General features: G+C 50.5%; 17 protein-coding genes. 4 read left to right on the forward strand and 13 right to left on the reverse strand.

What is annotated here, in order from left to right; translation table 11 throughout:
• Nucleotides 1-61: 61 nt before the first annotated feature.
• The 6 genes from GON22_RS12880 to GON22_RS12905 all read right to left on the reverse strand — a co-directional run bounded on the left by GON22_RS12880 (nucleotide 62) and on the right by GON22_RS12905 (nucleotide 4,261).
• On the reverse strand, nucleotides 62-1,279 hold the full coding sequence (locus GON22_RS12880; protein WP_160396505.1) for an aminotransferase class I/II-fold pyridoxal phosphate-dependent enzyme: 1,218 nt from the start codon (nucleotides 1,277-1,279) through the stop codon (nucleotides 62-64).
• Between the two features lie 13 nt (nucleotides 1,280-1,292).
• Entirely contained in the window at nucleotides 1,293-1,784 is a 492-nt protein-coding gene (locus GON22_RS12885; protein ID WP_442954375.1) for an Lrp/AsnC family transcriptional regulator, read from the reverse strand.
• 176 nt (nucleotides 1,785-1,960) lie between these two features.
• Nucleotides 1,961-2,374: a spore coat protein gene (locus tag GON22_RS12890; RefSeq protein WP_160396507.1), complete on the reverse strand. Its 414-nt coding sequence runs from the start codon at nucleotides 2,372-2,374 to the stop codon at nucleotides 1,961-1,963.
• A 22-nt stretch (nucleotides 2,375-2,396) separates the two neighbouring features.
• On the reverse strand, nucleotides 2,397-2,621 hold the full coding sequence (locus GON22_RS12895) for a hypothetical protein (RefSeq protein ID WP_202113225.1): 225 nt from the start codon (nucleotides 2,619-2,621) through the stop codon (nucleotides 2,397-2,399).
• Between the two features lie 146 nt (nucleotides 2,622-2,767).
• Nucleotides 2,768-3,442: a DUF2642 domain-containing protein gene (locus tag GON22_RS12900; protein WP_336604304.1), complete on the reverse strand. Its 675-nt coding sequence runs from the start codon at nucleotides 3,440-3,442 to the stop codon at nucleotides 2,768-2,770.
• A gap of 117 nt (nucleotides 3,443-3,559) precedes the next feature.
• Complete coding sequence (locus tag GON22_RS12905) at nucleotides 3,560-4,261, reverse strand: hypothetical protein (RefSeq protein WP_160396508.1); 702 nt, start codon at nucleotides 4,259-4,261, stop codon at nucleotides 3,560-3,562.
• 304 nt (nucleotides 4,262-4,565) lie between these two features.
• On the opposite strand from GON22_RS12905, the gene GON22_RS12910 reads away from it, so the two are divergent.
• Entirely contained in the window at nucleotides 4,566-4,754 is a 189-nt protein-coding gene (locus GON22_RS12910; protein WP_160396509.1) for a hypothetical protein, read from the forward strand.
• A gap of 103 nt (nucleotides 4,755-4,857) precedes the next feature.
• The gene (locus tag GON22_RS12915) at nucleotides 4,858-5,943 is read left to right on the forward strand and encodes a CotH kinase family protein (RefSeq protein WP_160396510.1); all 1,086 of its coding nucleotides are present in this window, start codon (nucleotides 4,858-4,860) and stop codon (nucleotides 5,941-5,943) included.
• A gap of 114 nt (nucleotides 5,944-6,057) precedes the next feature.
• Here GON22_RS12915 and cysK read toward each other — a convergent pair whose 3' ends face one another.
• The 5 genes from cysK to GON22_RS12940 form a co-directional block, all read right to left on the reverse strand.
• Nucleotides 6,058-6,981 (reverse strand): cysteine synthase A, encoded by a 924-nt coding sequence (gene cysK, locus GON22_RS12920; RefSeq protein ID WP_160396511.1) that lies wholly within the window; start codon nucleotides 6,979-6,981, stop codon nucleotides 6,058-6,060.
• Complete coding sequence (locus GON22_RS12925; protein ID WP_160396512.1) at nucleotides 6,920-8,239, reverse strand: MFS transporter; 1,320 nt, start codon at nucleotides 8,237-8,239, stop codon at nucleotides 6,920-6,922. Before GON22_RS12925 ends, cysK begins: the two co-directional genes overlap by 62 nt.
• Before the next feature lie 71 nt (nucleotides 8,240-8,310).
• Nucleotides 8,311-8,886: a hypothetical protein gene (locus tag GON22_RS12930; RefSeq protein ID WP_160396513.1), complete on the reverse strand. Its 576-nt coding sequence runs from the start codon at nucleotides 8,884-8,886 to the stop codon at nucleotides 8,311-8,313.
• Between the two features lie 128 nt (nucleotides 8,887-9,014).
• A complete protein-coding gene (locus GON22_RS12935) occupies nucleotides 9,015-9,434 on the reverse strand; it encodes a DUF350 domain-containing protein (RefSeq protein ID WP_160396514.1) in 420 nt (139 codons plus the stop codon).
• A gap of 13 nt (nucleotides 9,435-9,447) precedes the next feature.
• Entirely contained in the window at nucleotides 9,448-11,814 is a 2,367-nt protein-coding gene (locus GON22_RS12940) for an endonuclease MutS2 (RefSeq protein ID WP_160396515.1), read from the reverse strand.
• A 170-nt stretch (nucleotides 11,815-11,984) separates the two neighbouring features.
• On the opposite strand from GON22_RS12940, the gene GON22_RS12945 reads away from it, so the two are divergent.
• Nucleotides 11,985-12,359 (forward strand): phage holin family protein, encoded by a 375-nt coding sequence (locus tag GON22_RS12945; RefSeq protein WP_160396516.1) that lies wholly within the window; start codon nucleotides 11,985-11,987, stop codon nucleotides 12,357-12,359.
• A gap of 181 nt (nucleotides 12,360-12,540) precedes the next feature.
• Complete coding sequence (locus GON22_RS12950; protein ID WP_160396517.1) at nucleotides 12,541-12,921, forward strand: cupredoxin domain-containing protein; 381 nt, start codon at nucleotides 12,541-12,543, stop codon at nucleotides 12,919-12,921.
• A gap of 87 nt (nucleotides 12,922-13,008) precedes the next feature.
• On the opposite strand, the gene zapA is transcribed toward GON22_RS12950, so the two are convergent.
• Both zapA and pheT read right to left on the reverse strand, forming a co-directional pair.
• Nucleotides 13,009-15,636, reverse strand: coding sequence for a cell division protein ZapA (zapA, locus tag GON22_RS12955; protein ID WP_160396518.1), 2,628 nt, complete (start codon nucleotides 15,634-15,636; stop codon nucleotides 13,009-13,011).
• A gap of 149 nt (nucleotides 15,637-15,785) precedes the next feature.
• Nucleotides 15,786-18,227, reverse strand: a complete 2,442-nt coding sequence (pheT, locus tag GON22_RS12960) for a phenylalanine--tRNA ligase subunit beta (protein ID WP_160396519.1) — start codon at nucleotides 18,225-18,227, stop codon at nucleotides 15,786-15,788.
• Between the last annotated feature and the right edge of the window lie 19 nt (nucleotides 18,228-18,246).

Consider the following 18,246-nt stretch of genomic DNA (forward strand, 5'->3'; position numbering starts at 1 on the left):
TATCAAAAGTGCATCAAATTGAATATACACTTTTTTGAGATCTTATAGGAAATTTTGTCAGTCAACTGCCTGCAACCTTGATTCCATGAACAAATTTGCCAATACGCTCAATTGCTTCAGTCAATTGCGCTACGCTTGTTGCATAGGAGCAACGCAAATGGCCTTCTCCGCCAAGGCCGAATACATTGCCGGGAACCGCTGCAACATTCGCTTCATTCAATAGCCGCTCAGCGAATTCCTCTGACGATAACCCTGTTGATTTGATCGAAGGGAATGCATAGAACGCACCTTGTGGCTCATGGCATTCTAATCCGATCTCCCGGAAGCCTTTCACCACTAAACGCCGGCGCTGATTGTACGATTCGATCATGCGTTCCATCTCTTCGATCCCGTTGGTCAACGCTTCAAGCGCCGCCACTTGGCCCATAATCGGCGCGCACATGACCGTGTATTGATGAATGCGCAGCATGGCCGAGATCAAGTCAGGATGGCCGCAAGCATAGCCCATCCGCCAGCCTGTCATCGCGAACGCTTTGGAGAAGCCGCTAACTAGAATCGTGCGGTCTTTCATCCCTGGCATTGCAGCAAAGCTGACGTGTTTCTGGCCATATGAAAGCTCCGCATAGATTTCATCGGAAATGACGATCAAGTCATTGTCTTCCACAACCTTCGCGATTGGAAGCCAATCTTCGTAAGTCATGACGCCGCCCGTCGGATTGCTCGGATAACATAAAATGAGCACCTTGGAGCGAGGGGTAATCGCGGCTTGCAACGATTGTGCACGAAGCTTAAACGCATCTTCGGCGAACGTCTCAACGCCAACGGCTATGCCGCCTGTTAATGAGGTGATCGGGGAATACGAAATATAGCATGGTTCCGGAATGAGAATTTCATCGCCCGGAGCGATCAATGCGCGAAGCGCTAAGTCGATCGCTTCGCTGCCCCCAATCGTTACGAGGATCTCATCAGAAGCGTTATAGTTCACTTGGAAACGTCCGCTAAGATACGAAGCAATTGCATCCCGCAACTCCGGCATGCCGGCATTTGACGTATATTGCGTCTTGCCCATCTCAAGCGATGCTACGCATGCGTCTCGCACATGCCAAGGCGTTACAAAGTCAGGCTCACCCACGCCAAGTGTAATAATGTCCTTGCGCCCGCTCACCAAATCGAAAAAGCGCCGAATCCCCGAGGGCTTCAAAGCTCTCGCTTGTGGCGCCAAATAATCGCTTACCGATGCGCGCCGTGCAACCGGCGCCTGTTGTTCGTCCTTAATCATTTGCAATCACCCTTTACGGCGAAATCATCAAGCGCTGGTCACCAACGGTTTCGTCGAAGATGATGCCGTCTTGTTTATATTTTTTAAGTATGAAAAATGTTTTGGTCGATAGCACCGAATCAATCGGGGACAACTTATTGGAGACGAACGACGCGACTTCCTTCAACGTCTTTCCTTCCACTTCAACAAGCAGGTCATAGGCGCCGGACATCAGATAGACCGATTTCACCTCTGGATACAAATAAATGCGCTCAGCAATGCCTTCGAAACCGCGACCGCGTTCTGGCGTAATTTGGACTTCAATAAGCGCCGTTACCGTTTCATCATGCACCTTGCTCCAATTGACAACGGCAGCATATTTTACGATAAGATGGTCGTCTTCCATCTCCTTGATTTCCTGTTTGACAACGTCGACCTGGACATCGAGCATTGTGGCTAACAATTCGGCATCACGCCGAGCGTCTTCCTTTAACAATTCCAAAATTTTCATCTTCAAATCGCTCATCGTCATAGCCTCCTTCTAGCCTGCCTTCCAACCATTAAAATGCTTTACTGTTGCATAGGTTACACCTGGATCAATTTACGTATGCTTTAATTTTACAATGAATCCGTCACGACTGCAAAACAAAAAACAGCAGCTCCCACTCCGGATTTCCGGCATATGGAAGCTGCTAATTGGCGCTAACTGTAATGGACAGGCGTTGGATGGATCGGAACAGGCTGCTGTTGGAAAGGCAGCTGGCCAGCCGGCGGCTGCCCGGTATAATAAACAGGCTGCTGCTGCGGAAGGCTAAGGCGCTGCTGTACGAATTGGTACGTTTTTTGCAGCGTCTGGTCATATTGCCTGCCTTGCTTGTCAATTTCTTGGCGAAGCGCAGGCGATGACGTGTTATACATCTGGTTTTGCTGCATGACCGTGAACATTTGGCCTTGCAGTTGCAAAGTGCTGTCTAGCAGCGTGGTGAACAGCTTACGGATCTCCGGACAAGTTGACTCGGTAGCAGCTGTCGCATACTCCCTAACAACCCGCTTCAAATCTGATAAAATCGTACTGGCCAAATCCTCGTCCGGCAATAGCGATTGATGATGGTTCATTTTCTCCTATACCTCCTGCCTGTTAGTTTTGGGGCTGTGTTGGCGCAATGCTAGCATGCTGATGCAGGGCCTGAAGCAGCGTTTGATAATGCTGCTGGTGAACGGATATGAAGTGTTGCGCCGTTTGGCGAAGCCCTGGATTGGTGCTGGCAGAAGCCAATACCGCATTTTGCTTCAATAACAAATCCTCATTGGACATGGAATCTGCGATATATTCCAATTCTTTGGCTGTCAATGGTTGCAGCACGTATCACTCACTCCTCTTATTTGGCATGTTCATATGGATCGGAACACCTCTCGTAGGATGTCCAAGGGCTGGTGCATTATGTATGGCAAAAAGCCAATGAAAGGCATGACCTTCACTGGCTTTTTCATTTCATGAATATAGAAAGGTTATGGCAAATGTACCGTTTTGACATGATCCAGATGAAGAAAGACAGGATTTCCTCCAGCAGTTGCGAGTTCTACCATGTTTTGGTCCAAGCCTTTTAACACACCGATTTTGTTCGAGTTTTCGCCAAGATCAAGTATAACAAACTCTCCAACCAGCTTACGCAGCTGTTGGTCGAACGTGCGTGCAAGCGTGAGCGGCGATGGCTTCAGCGGAAACTGCTCCGGCGTTAAGGTGTATGGCGTTGCATTCGGATTATAAGGAATCAAGTATTTCAGATGCGTTAATGACACGATTACAGAATGGTATACTGGCGAGTAGAATACGAAGAAATCATTCATGACGCTAGTCAAATAACCGTGGATCGATTGATTGCCTGTAATATAAAGCTCGGAGAACATTCCTTTGGCGTTCATCAATATTTTCCGGTATGAGATTGGATCGTTCGGATGTTCAAATACGGTTTCTGGCGGCACAATTATATTCAAGTTTTCCTGCGTACTAACCGCCCTTAGCTGCTGCAGATGGATAATTGGCACATAAACAAACTGCTGTCCATTATGGATGACAAGAATATCCTGCCCCATATCCACGAGCTTGCCGCGCAGCGGCAGCGCTTTGCCTGACACTTCGAGATCTACATAGGTGTTCATTAGTGGATGCTGCTGTTTCGTCACAATACGGCCCCTCCTTTCACCCTGTATCGTCGTCCGCATATAGGAGGTCGTCGGATCGAATCCGGGCCGGACTTCACAATCATCCAACCCGGATTCCATTACCGACACATCGCCGAATTATCGGCTAATGCGCCGTTTGAGCGTCGTCCGTTTTTTGAGTACAGGAGTTGCCGCTTTCGTTGCTGGGTTTTCTTTTTGGCCTTGAACGCCTTGTGCACCTGCAGAACCGCCGGAGCGGCCAGAACGGCTGCCACGCGAGCGCATGTTTTCAAGTTTAATCGATTGGATGTGCACGATGAAGATTTTGATGATTTTGTGATCCGAAACGACGAGGATGTGATCGCCTTTCACTTCGGACAGGAAGCCGACTACTTTCTCAGGGCCGCCCCAGTTCACTTGTACGAAATGTTGGTTGAGCGCTTTGAGTACGCCCATGAAGTTGTCTGCATTAATATATTTCTTGCTGCCGTGTCCGCCAGAACGTCCGCCCGTACGTCCGCCCGTACGTCCACCTGTACGTCCGCTGGAGTGTCCGCTCGAATGCCCGCCCGAGCGGCTGCCGCTCGTACCGTCAAGCTCTGTGATCGATTTGATATGGGCCGTTTTAACGTAAACGATGCCTTCCCAAGTTGCTACAACGAGGTAGTCGCTTTTTACTGCGAGCAACCGGCCAACGATCGAGTTAGGGCCGCCACGGTTGATTTTAACTTTCTTGCCGATCAATGCGTTTAAGAAGTTTTCTTGTTCCGGCGTTGGCCGGTGTCCGGAAGACCGATGCGGTTTGCGGCAATAGTTGTTATACATGTTTCCATACATCATTAGATAAGTCCCTCCAAATAATTGATAGATAGATAACCTTAGAACGAGAACAGAGAAACCGACTAACCTTCACGCCAACCTAATGCCCGTTTAATTGTCTTTCCCCGTTAAGTGTTCTGCATCCCTCCATTACCTCGCCTTAGGTTCATCTATCCTTGGTGACGATTTATACTCTATTTATATGTATCTCGTATGCTTGCGGTACTAGATTATGATCTATTTTTGAGAGAATAGACGGAACGCCCGCGCGATTAATAGATTCGCTTCATAGATTGAGGTATGTACAAATAAAGGAGGAATTGCAATGGCTAATTCAACTGGAGACCAAACGGGAGGCAATCAAACAGGAGGCAGCGGCGGCCACCAAACAGGTGGATCTGAAGGGCATCAAACTGGCGGTTCGGGCGGTCAATCCGGAGGTTCTCCAGGACAATCCGGCGGTCAAACTGGCGGCTCGCCGGGACGTACAGGCGGCAGTTCCGGCGAAGTATAGTTGCTTGCACCCAGTGACGCGACAAGCACGAACTGCATAGTGTAAGTAAGCACAAAAGCCTATCGATATCGATAGGCTTTATCTTTTGTCCGGAGGTGCCGTTATGTCGTCGTCACAGGGCGTCGTGCAACGTTCCATCACAATTGAACAGTCCGAGTGGGAAAAGTTGCAGGAGTATCCCCGAAGCAAGCAGTTCGTTCAAGTAAAGCTGGAGCTCGACGGAAAAAGCTACAATGCGCAGCTGCGCCATCGAGGCGGGCATACATTGAGTTATTCCAAAAAATCGTATGAGGTTCGTTATGGCAGCAGCAGCGGCACGACGCAAATTTTGCACTGGAACGCCGAATATGATGACCCTTCATTAATGCGCAACGCGCTTTCCTTCCATTTTTTCAACCAAATTGGCGTGTACTCACCGAAGACAAAGCATATGGAGCTGACATGGAATGGAGAGCCGCAAGGGGTTTATTTGGAAATCGAATCGGTTGATCGCAATTTCTTCAAAGCGCGCGGTCTTGGCTGGAGATCCCTTATCTATGCCATTAACGATGACGCGAATTTCAGCCTCATTGACCCCGATACGAATGAAACCAAATCCTCGTTATTTAACGGCTACGAGCAGCAGCTCGGCGATGACAGCACGCAGACCCGGCTCGTCACCTTTATTCGCAGGGTTAATCGTTACGAAAGCAGCAATTTAGCGAAGTTGCTAAGCAACCGGCTTGATACGAATTTTTACTTAAAATGGCTCGCAGGTGCGGTACTGACAGGCAATTATGATGGGTTCGAGCAAAATTATGCTTTATACGAAACGCCTACTTACGGCCGATATCGGATCCTGCCATGGGATTATGAAGGCACATGGGGTCGCAACTGCTATGGCCGAGTCTGCGACAGCGATCTGGTCGACATCCGGGGTTATAATGTAGTGACTGAGAAACTGCTCAGCTTCAGCAAATACCGTTCACGTTACAAAACGCTGCTGCTCAAGCTGATGGATACAGCTTTCACGCTTGACGCTTTAACGCCTGCCATCGAATCGATGCATGAATCGATCGCCGAAGCGATCCGTGGGGATTATACCCGAAAACATCCATACCAAGTCTTCGCAGCTGAGCCATCGCTTATGCTCAGATATATCGTTGAACGGCAGGAAATTATTCGCAATGAGCTCGAAGACTGGGAATAATCGCAGCGGGCTCATGCTTATCGAACACATGCAAAAAAGAAGGTGATGCAGGGCCTCCCCCTCTGCATCACCTTCTTGCCTTGCCTTTATGCCCTACACATCATGAAACATGCCTTACACATCGAATAAGTTCATGCTTAAATACCGTTCCCCCGTATCAGGTGCAATACATAATACACGTTTGCCAGCACCAAGCCGCTTCGCAACTTGTATCGCCGCCCATACAGAAGCGCCTGAGGACGGGCCAACTAGCAAGCCTTCCAGCCTTGCGAGCGACCGCATCGTTTCAATAGCATGCTCATCCGACACTTGAATGATTTCATTATAGATGGCTGTATTCAATATCGAAGGAATAAAGCCCGGGCTTGTTCCAACAAGCTTGTGCGGTCCAGGGCTCCCACCCGATAACACCGGTGATCCTTGCGGTTCAACCACTGCAATATGCAGATGGGGCAAATGCTCCCGAAGGGCTTCCCCCGTACCCGTTATCGTCCCTCCGGTTCCTGCTGTTGCCACGAATGCGTCCAAATGGCCTTCCGTTTGCCTTAAAATTTCTAAAGCTGTTGTCGTGCGATGGACATCCGGATTGGCAGCATTCTCGAATTGATTCGGAATGAAGCTGCCAGGCCGCTCCGACTGCAGCTCCATCGCCTTGCGCAGTGCGCCTGGCATCCGCTCAGCAGCGGGCGTCAGCACAACCTCTGCACCATAAGCTTGAAGCAGCTTAATGCGTTCCACTGACATGTTATCCGGCATAACAAGAATCAAGCGGTAGCCCTTGGCTGCCGCATTCATCGCGAGCCCGATGCCCGTATTGCCACTCGTTGGCTCAATGATCGTACTGCCAGGCTGGATTAATCCCCTTCGCTCTGCATCTGCAATAAGGGAAGCAGCCGCACGATCCTTCACGCTGCCGCTCGGATTAAATTTTTCCAGCTTTACGACGACTTCCGCATCCTGCTCAGACGTTAACCGATTAATGCGGACGGCCGGCGTTTCGCCGATTAGCTCCGTTATCGATTGTACGGTTTTCGGCATCTTGTCGATCCTCTCCTTTCTCAGGCTGTAGATTCAATAAATTTCTTGTCGCAAACCAGCCAATAATCGGCATGCTGCCTACGGCAAACAGCAGCCACGTAATCGCTGCTGGCGAATGATTGCGCGACAGAACAACGAGATAGGCGATCATGCCAATGGTACGCCCGAGCGTCAATGCCATTTCGCGAAGCACGATAAACTCTTCCCGTTCCCGAACAGACTGCTCGTTTCGGCCAATGAGATCAAAAACAGTTGATGTTACCGGTATAATATACAACGGCATGAACAGCGATGTCCCAATGCCAAACATGAGCAATGTCTTAAAGCTAATGCCGAAAAACAGCGGAATAATCGCGGCTGTCAGCAACAGCACTCCGGCAAGCATCCCGTATTTGCGGCGATGCGGCCGAAGCCATTTGCCCACCAGCCAGAAGCTAATAAGCGCTACAAACGAAGTAATTAGCGCATAGTTGCCGAGCTTCTGCTCGTTGCGAGTCGCGATGAAAACCGTTAGCCCCACCAAAAACATAAACACGCCGTCCCTTAATCCTTGCATCGTAATCGCAAGCGTGAACTTGCGCCAAGGATTGCCTCGCTGGCGAAGCTGCTTAATCCCATGCAGCCATTCATAAGTGCCAGATGATTGGCGATGCTTGAGCCAGAACGTACAGACGACGGCAATTCCCAATATGATCAGCGACGAAGTAAATATGACTTGATATCCCCGTTCTTGCTTCAGCGAGGTGATGATATACCCAGACACCCACGGTGCAATAATGCCTGCTGCCGCTCCTAATAACCCGGCAACGCCATTATAGCGGTCCCGATTGCCCGGATCGGTTACTTCAAAATAAACGATATTATAAGAAAGCCAAAATAGCCCCAGCGCAATGCCATCTAGAATGCCAATCGGAATAACCCATTTGTAGGCGGAAGGCCCAAGCATAAGCACTGTAAAATAAAAGCAGCCCGACAGCACAACGCCGAGCCGCAGAGCATTCATCTTATTGTATTCCTTCACCCACTTGCCAGCTAACCAGAAAATCAACCCGCTTACAATATATTGGCTTAAACAAAACCAACCGATATTCGCGAATGATTCCTTCGCTTTCCATAGATACGCTGGAATGAAGGTGCCCGACAGCGCGCTTGCAACGGCATAAAGCCCATGTACAACAATTAGCGTCTTCGATTGGCTATCCAGTTTCGTGCTGGTGCCGGGCTTGCCCTTACGCAAGGCTGAGGCTTGTGTCCCCATCCGCATTTCCTCCCCGAATCGTGACATGTCTAGCTAAGTTGTCCCAAATCGGGGGAAGGCATGCTTGCCTGTTATTGCTTATCCGCTTCTTCCTTAAGCAGGTCCGTTAACCGCTTACGCGTTTCCAGCGTCAGCTTCGTTGATGTTTCGAAGCAAGCAGGGCATACGAACATGACCGTTTCAAATGGCGGTTCGAGCAGCGGTTTGCCAATTGCAAGTGGCACTGCTGGGTTAAAGTAGTCACGGCTAACGTTATGTACGCCTAATTCGATCATGTAGTTACGGCAAGAAGGGCATTCCGGCATTTCGAGCTGATCGTCAAGCACGCGTTGAACCGACTCTTCGATTGCAAAATTCACGCGGCCTGCATGGCGATAACCATCGCCTGACAAAGCCTGTTTTTTGTTATCTTCCGAAGCCCAGTCATCCTCTTCTTCAGCTTGCTGCTGATGCTGGCCTGCTACTTCGTCATCGTATGCTTGCTCCGAATCCTCTTGATCAATGCCAACTTGCAGCGTGCGGTAACCAGACAGCTCATTGCTGCAGTGCGGGCAATGTTCTTCTGGACCGATTTCCTCATCCCATACAATTTCGGAATGGCACCATGGGCAAACATTGTTATTTTCGATTTGATCATTTTTAGCCATATTGGCTCACCTCTAATTTCTTAAACTAAATATTTTTCATATAAAAAATCCCGAATGCTACAAATAAAACCGCAAGTGCAAACAACGTACCCCATAAATATTTCATCCGTCACATCACCTTGGCCATGTTAGATAATGGTCGCGCCAATTACATAAGATAACGACACTGATATGAGCATTGCAATTAAGCCGACTGCCCGGTTATCCCGCTCGATTTCCTCATCGATTCGGAAAACAGGGGTCAGAAACTCGAATAAGAAGTAGGCCGCGAGCAGAATTCCATAACCGAATCCTGCCCAACCCATGCTTTTATAAATCGATTCATTTGCTTCGACCGCAAAACGAAAGATGTTACAAATGCCGAATATTTTGCCGCCTGTAGCCATAGCCACTGCTAGATTGCCTCTTTTAATTTCTTCCCAGCAATTGTAGCGCGTAACCAGCTCAAAAATATATAAAAACAAAATAAGCGCCATCACAGCGACTGATACAAAAGCTAACGAAGCGACAAACGGAATGTCGAGAAGCCGATCGATTTCGCGTTCCATCCGTTTCCTCCCGTCAATGAAGCTCGGCCACCGTCACCCCAGTGCCGCCTTCACCGTATTGGCCAATCCGGTAGCTCTTGACATGCTTATGGCGGCGCAAGAAATCTTGAATGCCGGTACGAAGGACGCCCGTTCCTTTGCCGTGAATGAGATGTACGCTGCCAAAACCTGCAAGGAACGCCTCATCAAGAAAACGGTCTGCTTCTATTAATGCTTCATCAAGTGAAGCGCCGCGCAAATCAAGTTCCATTGCCACGCTTTCGTCACGCGTACGCTTCAAGCTTGCCGCTTGCTTCGGCTGCTGCTGCTTCGCCACAGCTTCCGTCGACTTCAGCAACTCCAGATCATCTAGCGAAACCTTCATCTTCATGATGCCGAGCTGGACAAGAGCTTCCGAACCCGACAGCTCAATAACGCTGCCTTTTTGATTCAAGCTATACACGCGAACATCATCCCCAGGGCCAATCTTAGCCGACTTGCCGCTGCGATTAGCTGCCGGTTTCGGTTTGTGCAGCTCAGGCGAAGCCTCATCCAGCTTACGGCGAGCCTCGATCAGCTTATGCTCCTTGACCGAAGCCCCCTCTTCCAGCGCCAGCTTCCGCAGGTCCGAAATAATCTGCTCCGCTTCAAGCTTCGCTTTTCTTACCGCTTCGCGTGCTTCCTCTTGCGCTCTTAGCAGCAGCTTATCACGTTGCTCCTCGAATCGCTGCTGCTCAGCCGCATGCTTCTCGCGAAGCTGCTCCAGTTCTTTGCGCAGCGACTCCGCGCTCTGCCGTTCGGATTCAGCGCTGAGCCGGTCTTCCTCCAGCGATGCAATCATATTCTCTACGCGCATGTCGTCTTCGCTGACTTCACCGCGCGCGTGATCGATAATTTGTTGGCTAAGCCCAAGCCGCTCGGCGATCGCGAAAGCGTTGCTTCGTCCCGGTACGCCTACGAGCAGCCGGTACGTTGGGCTCAACGTCGCAACATCAAACTCCATGCTTGCGTTGATAACGCCATTGCGATTGTAGGCATATGCCTTCAGCTCACTATAGTGCGTCGTCGCCACAATACGTGAGCCCTTGCGATGAATATGCTCCAAAATAGCGATTGCAAGCGCGGAGCCCTCTGCTGGATCCGTGCCGGCACCCAGCTCATCGAGCAGCACAAGGCTTTTTGGCGTCATCGCATTCAAAATTCGGATGATATTCGTCAGATGGCTAGAGAACGTACTTAGATTTTGCTCAATGCTTTGTTCGTCGCCGATATCCGCATAAATCGCATCGAATACACACATCTGGCTGCCATCCTCCGCTGGAATGAACAGGCCAGACATCGACATCAGGCTAAGCAAGCCGATCGTCTTGAGCGATACCGTTTTGCCGCCTGTATTCGGCCCGGTTACGATTATCGTAGAGAATGAGTTGCCAAGTTCAACATCGATTGGCACGACAGCATCTGCCGCCAATAATGGATGCCGTCCGCGCTTTAGCTTCAGGAAGCCGCGGTCGTTCATGAATGGCAACGTAGCCTTCATCTCATGGCCAAGCCGTGCCTTGGCAAATGCAAAGTCTAGCGCGCCTAAGCCTTCCCCGTCCGCTAACAAATCGTCGCTGACTTCAGCAGCAGCCGCCGTCAGCTTCTGCAACACCTTCTCGATCTCACGCTCCTCCGATGCTTTCAGCTCGCGAAGCTTGTTGTTCATCGATACGATAACCTCAGGCTCGATGAACATCGTTGCGCCCGAGCTCGACTGGTCATGCACGATACCGCCAAAATTAGAGCGGTATTCCGACTTGACCGGAATGACGTAACGGTCATTTCGAAGCGTGATGATGGCATCCTGGAGCATTTTTTGAACGGAGCTTGACCGAATCATTTGCTCCAGCTTCTCACGGATGCGCGATTCCCCATTGCGAAGCTCGCGGCGAACAGAAGCAAGCTCTGGGCTTGCCTGGTCCATCACCTCCGCATTATCGTCAATGCATGCGAAGATGGCGTCCTCCGTCGGCTTATGCTCCGTCAGCAAGTCCGCAATATCATGCAAGAGCGGGATCGGATCATCGCTGTGCAGCTGCAGCACATGCTTTTTCACACGGCGCCCGCTTCGAATTGTTTCTGCAATTTCCAGCAGCTCCGCAGGATTAAGCGTGCCACCGATACGTGCCCGCTTCAGCGAAGCCGTCAAATCAGCGATGCCGCGAAACGGCGGCGTGCCTTTCAGCCGGTACGCTTTGGTCGCTTCATCTGTCGCTTGCAGCGAATGCTTCACGAACGACAGGTCCGAGCTTGGCTTTAGCTGCTCAGCCACTGCTTTTCCCAGCGAGGTTAATGCATGGCCCGCCAGCTTTTGTATCATTTTATAATAATCCATCGTATTTAAAATTTTGTGATCCAAGGCTTCGAACAGCTCCTCTCATCGTCCATTATAGCCGATGCGGGAACTGGATGCCATGACGTAACCTTCCATACATGCGAATTCCCTGTTCGGGTACGCTATGGGTGAACAGCCTCATAGCCGGCAATCAGCCGGTTTATGAGATCTAATAATCGAGGAGGGCATTTCTGATGAACTTTTTAGGCCATGTCGTACGGTTCATTGTTGCGGCGCTCGTGCTTATGGTAGTCGGTTTTATTGTTCCTCAATTTAGTGTTGGCGGATTCTGGAGCGCGCTATTCCTGGCCTTAGTCATCGCTGCATTGGGCTGGATTGTCGAAGGCATCTTCGGCAAAAAAGTAACGCCTTTTGGCCGCGGCATCGTCGGGTTTATCGCCAGTGCTGTCGTCATTTGGGTGGCGCAATTTATCGTTGGCGGCGTAACGGTTACATGGCTCGGCGCCATTCTTGCAGCGCTTGCGATCGGGATCATTGATTTGTTCATCCCAGTTAGCACGCCGTTCGAAGCTGGCCGTGATCGCCATCGCGACTACGACCGCCGCTAACCGGCTATTTGTCAGTCAACAATCCCCCTTGCGCTTTGAGCAGCAAGGGGATTGTTATGACAGCGGCAGGGAAACTTCACCATATTGTAACTGCCGTCTGCTGCCGCTTTCGTATACAATAGAATGGAGACATGCTGTCATTCATGGTATGCTATGGCACAGAAAGGGGAGTTTATTCCAAATGAGATTAAGAAACAAATTAGTCGGATCCGCAATTGTTGCAATGCTTGTCCTGATTGTCAGCGCATGCGGAGCCAGCTCAACAACGCTGAATTCGAACATTTCCGAACCTTCTTCGGCGACGAAAGAGGTTGTCATTGAAGCAAAGAGCTGGGAGTTCGACAAAACCGAGTATCGCGTCAAAAAAGGCGAAGCGATCAAGCTGTCCGTCAAGTCATCGTCTGGCTTCCACGGCATTAAAATCGAAGACACAAGCTACTCCATCCAAACGAATGAATCCAAAGTATTATCTTTCGATAAGGCAGGCGAATATAATATTTACTGCAACATCGCTTGCGGATCCGGCCACTCGAAAATGAAAGCAAAAATTATTGTCGAGTAGCGGGAAATGAAAAAAAAGCGGATGCCCTCTGGTGAAGCAATCAACTTGTACAGTGATTGCAATCGGAAGGCATCCGCTTTGCTTTTGTTAACTGGATTCAATTAATTCAATCCACTCGTTATATTCGGTCTGCAGCTTCGAATATTCCTGCTGCAGCTTCTCAAGCTGTTCTTGCAGGCGCGCACGCTCGCTGCGTTGTGCCTCTGCCTCAGCTTCCGCATTCTGTCGGGATTGCTCAAGCAACTGCACCTGGTCGCTAAGCGACTCGGCATAATCTGCTCCAGCAGCAGCTGATTCCCGGTACTGCTCTAATTCGCGAGTAACCGACTGCATATGGGCTTCATAACCTTGCAGCTTCTCGGACAGCTCTTCTTCACGTTCGAATAGCTGTTGCTCCAGCTTCTCGTGATGCTTGCGCAGCTGCTCCTCAAGCTCCGCTTGCTTGTGCTTAAACTGTTGTTCCGCTTCGGCCTGCAGCTCTTCCGCATAATCTTCTAGCTCTTGTTCACGCTTCTTATGCTGCTGCAGCGACTGCTCCAGCTCAGCAATACGTCCGCTCAGCCGCGTATGCTCCTGCTGCTGAATCGCAAGCAGCCTAGAAGCTGCAGCTGCCTGTTCAATCTGCAGCTGCAGTTGATCTGCCAGATGATTCAGTTGCCCCTCAAGCACTTCCGCTTTATTCGCGTGCTGCACGCTGCTCTTGGACGCTAGCTCTTTGCCTTCGCGTTCTTGTGCAAGCTCTGCATACAATTGCTCTAGTTCAGCCTGTTGTTTCTTCATCTGCTCTTGTACAGCATCCAGACGCTCAAAAGCATTGCCGGACACTTGCTCCCGATCCTGCAGCTCGATCTCCAGCTGTCCAATTGAGCCGCGCAGCGCCTCTTCCTGCTCCATCGCAATGAGAACTTGCTCTTCTAATTCCGCTAGCCTGCTCTCCCATTGCACCTTCGCTTGTTCGAAGCGCCGCTGCCCTTCAGCAGCTTGATCCCCAAACATTTCCCGCGTCTTAGCAAGCTCATCTTCCAGAGCTGCAAACTCTGCTTGCAGCTGCTGCTTGGACTGTTCATAGCCGGAGGACATCGCAGCCATTTCCTGCTCAAAGTGATCTGCGATCTGCTCACGCTCTTCGAGCCAGCTTGCTTTCTTGCGCTCTAGCTCACTCTTGAACGATTGTTCCAACTGGGCAAAATCAGCTTTCCATGCATGCTCACGTTCATCCGCATGCTGCAGCAATTCTAGCTGCGCTTGCTCGGATTGCTCCTGTATTACCCTCACTTGTTTCTGCCAAACCTGCTCTTGTTCTCGCAAAGCCTTCTCTTGTTCTTGCAAAGCTTTCTCTTGCTCTTTCAGAACCCGCTCTTGTTCCTGCAGTGCCTTCTCGTGCTCCTGCAACGCCAACTCGTGCTCCTGATGGGCTTCCTCTTGCTTCTGCAAAGCTGCCACACGTTCCGCTTCAAGTACTGCCAGCTGCTGCTCCATCTTGCTTGCGGATTCTCGGGCCGCCTGTTCTAGCTGTGCAACTTTTCGCTGCAATTGTTCACCGTGAATCCGCTCAGCCGCTTTGGCGTCTTCAAGCGCTTGTAGCTCTTGGCTATGCGCCTCTTGCAGTGTTAGCAATTCTAGCGTAAACGCATCCGCTTGCTCTTGTTGCATACGTTCTAGCGCAGCTGCTTGCTCTACTCGGCGCTGGTCCAATGCACTCTTTTGCTCATTTAATAGCTGGGCATATTTCGCTTGTTGCTCTTCAAGCCGCTGCTCGAGCGCAGCTTGATGTGCAATGTTCATCTGTTCAATCGTACTCTGATGCGAAGCCTCCAACTGCTCAATGGCAGCTTTATGCGCAGCATCCCGCTGTTCAATCGCTGCTGTGCTCGCAGCAACCCGTTGCTCCTGTGCTTGGCGAAGCTCCACAATCTGTTTCTCTAGCAGTTGGCTTTGTTGCTCCATTTGCTGGCGTTTTTGCTCCGCTTGCTCGCGAAGCGAATGGTACTTACGATCATTGTCCGCACGCTGCTCTTGCAGCTTCTTCTCCGCGGAAGTCCGCTGCTCCGCAAGAAGCCGGTCAGACGATACCCGCTGTTCCTGCAGTTTCCGCTCGCCTTCTGCACGCGCCGATGTTAATTGCCGCCCCAAGTCATCCCGCTGCGATGCTAAAGCTTTGGAATGGCTCTCTTGAAGTGAAGCTAATTCTGCCTCCGATTGCTCCTTCATTAGCTGCAGCTGTTCTTCGCTCGCTTGAATAGCCTCAGCAAGCAGCACATTTGCAGCTTCTGCTGCTTGCTCAAGCGCTAAACGCTGCTGTTCAACAAGCGCTTCGATCTGTTCAGCTTGTTCTTGCTGTTGAGATGCCAACGCTTCCTTCGCTGCCGACTCCACAGCCTCCAGTTGGCTTTCAGCTTTAAGAACTATATCTTGCAATGCTCCTGCTTCATTGCGCACCCGTTCAATTTCCTCTACGAGTACAGCATTACGTGTTTCTTCAATGAGCAAGCGATCATTTTCCTTCTGTAAACGCAGGAGATCCTCAGCCATATGTACAGCCGCAAGAACTGCCAGCTTAGGCATATCTAGCCTTGGATATCCTTTGGCCAGTTTGTGCATATTCTCGTCGACCAGTGCTGCGATCCGCTTGATATAGTCGGTACTTGAGCGTCCTGCAAGCTTATACTGATGTCCGTATATGTCAACCGTTACGCGAGTCCGATCGGCATCCATCAAACCTTGTCCTCCTAGTAGTAATTAAAGTCGCATTTCCTGATGTCACAAGCAGCTAACAACGTCGCGACCAGCATAGATAAGGCGAAAAAAAACCACATCGCTGTTCCTTTCGGAACTATTTCGATGTGGCTTTGTTTGTTTCCTGCCTACTTTCGCAATTCTGCACCAAAAGTTTGTTCGATTTTCGCGATAACCACGCCGTGCAGCTCGGTTACTTCCTCATCTGTCAGCGTCCGCTCAGCATGGCGGTAAACGAGCGACAAGGCGACGCTCTTTTTGCCCGCTCCAAGCTTCTCACCCGTATAGATGTCGAAGATGCGAATGGACTCAAGCAATCCGCCAGCTGTTTCGCGCGCCGTCTCCATCAGGCGGCCGGCTTCAACTGCTGTATCAACAACAACCGCAATATCCCGTTCCATCGCAGGGTAACGCGGCAACGTCTTATACTTGATCGCAAAATCAGCATGCTCATACAGCGGCGCTAAATCCAGCTCTGCCACATAGGTATCAGGCAAATCCGATTCATGCTGAAGCGTAGGATGCAGTTGCCCTACATAACCAAGCGTTACCGTTCCCGCTTCCGTGTGCAACAGCACAGCCGCTGTGCGGCCAGGATGGAACCCTTCAGGCTGGGCAGCCTCAAAACGAACCAATCCACTAATGCCAAGCGTGTTTACAATCGTTTCAACAACGCCTTTAGCATGGTAGAAGTTATACGCCTCCGCTTTACGGTTCCATTGCGCCTGTACGGCATTGCCAACCAGCAACAGTGCAAAACGGTGTTTTTCTTGCGGCAGATGCGTTAACACTTCTTCTTCCGTATGGAATACGCTGCCGAGCTCAAATACGGCAATATTCTCATTCTTGCGATTCCGATTGTAAACAGCCATTTCTAACAGCTGTGGCAGCAGCGAAGTACGCAGCACGCTGCGATCCTCACTCATTGGCATAGCTAAGCGGATAGGCGAAGCGCCATTTGTAAGCGCTGGGAACAGCTTCGTACGTTCCGGACCCGTGAAAGAGTAACTGATAACCTCATTTAAGCCCGAATCTGTGAGGCGCTTGCGCAGATCACGGCGAATTGCTTGTGGCTTCGTTAATGCACCAGGCGTCGTGCTGCCTTCAATCGGCGTTGTTGGAATATTATCGTAACCATACAGCCTAGCTACCTCTTCGATCAGGTCAACATCACGCGTAATGTCTCCACGGCGCGTCGGTACCGTAATCGTAAATACGCCGCTCTCATCGATCGAGCCTTCGAATCCAAGACGAAGGAAAATCGCTTCGACTTCCAGCTTCGACAAGTTAGTTCCGAGGTATTGGTTAATCTTGTTCAGTGCAACCTGCACGACAGCGGGTTCCATCTTCGACGTGATAGCTTCCACGATACCCTCTGTCACATGGCCGTCCGCACATTGCTCAAGCAAATAAGCAGCGCGGTTCAAAGCAGCAATCACACGGCCCGGATCTACTTCTTTCTCAAAACGGGCGCTAGACTCCGACCGAAGGCCGAGCTGGCGCGAAGTTTTGCGAACCGTGCTGCCATCGAAGCGAGCCGATTCAAGCAAAATATCCGTCGTATCTGCCGATACCTCACTATTTGCTCCACCCATTACGCCAGCCAATGCGATAGCCTTCTCAGCATCTGCAATAACGAGCATCTGCTCCTCAAGCGTACGCTCTTGATCATCAAGCGTAGTTAGCGTCTCGCCCGGTTTAGCTTGGCGCACTACAATACGGCCGCCAGCTACTTTCGCTGCATCAAATGCATGAAGCGGCTGCCCGTACTCCAGCATGACATAGTTAGTAACGTCAACGACATTGTTAATCGGCCGAACTCCTGCAGCGATCAGGCGATTTTGCAGCCATTGCGGCGATGGCGCTACCTTTACGCCACGGATGTAACGCGCTGAATAATGCGAACACAGCTCTGCTGCTTCAATCGAAACCGAGATATGAGCTGATGCTTGATCAGCTGAGTGCATCACGGATGTCTCGGGAAGCTTCACTTCACGGCCAGTCAATGCTGCAACTTCATATGCAACGCCAAGCATGCTCAAGCAATCCGAACGGTTAGGCGTAAGATCCAGCTCCAACACTTCGTCATCGATGCCAAGCGTGATGCCAATCGATTGGCCAACCGGCGTCTCAGCTGGAAGCACGAGAATGCCTTCCTGCTGTTCCTTCGGAAGCAGCTTATCGTTAAGCCCGAGCTCCTTAGCGGAGCAGATCATCCCTTGGGATTCAACACCGCGCAGCTTCGCGCGCTTGATTTTGAAATCGCCCGGCAGAACAGCTCCGATTACGGCTACTGGCACCTTTTGACCTGCATCCACGTTGCGTGCTCCACAAACGATTTGCAAGTTTTCGCCCGTACCAACATCGACTTGGCACACGTTCAGCTTGTCTGCATCAGGGTGTTTTTCCTTTGATACGACATAACCAACGACAACACCGGATACGCCTTTATTCAACGATTCCACAACATCGATTTCGATGCCCCCGCGAGTCATTTGCTCAGCAATCTCGCGGGCTGTCAGGTCCGTAACCTCGATATATTCATTCAACCATTGATAGGATACATTCATTTCGCTTCTATTCCCTTCT

It is taken from the genome of Paenibacillus sp. MMS18-CY102 (assembly GCF_009789195.1).
In the GTDB taxonomy this organism is placed as follows: domain Bacteria; phylum Bacillota; class Bacilli; order Paenibacillales; family Paenibacillaceae; genus Paenibacillus_T.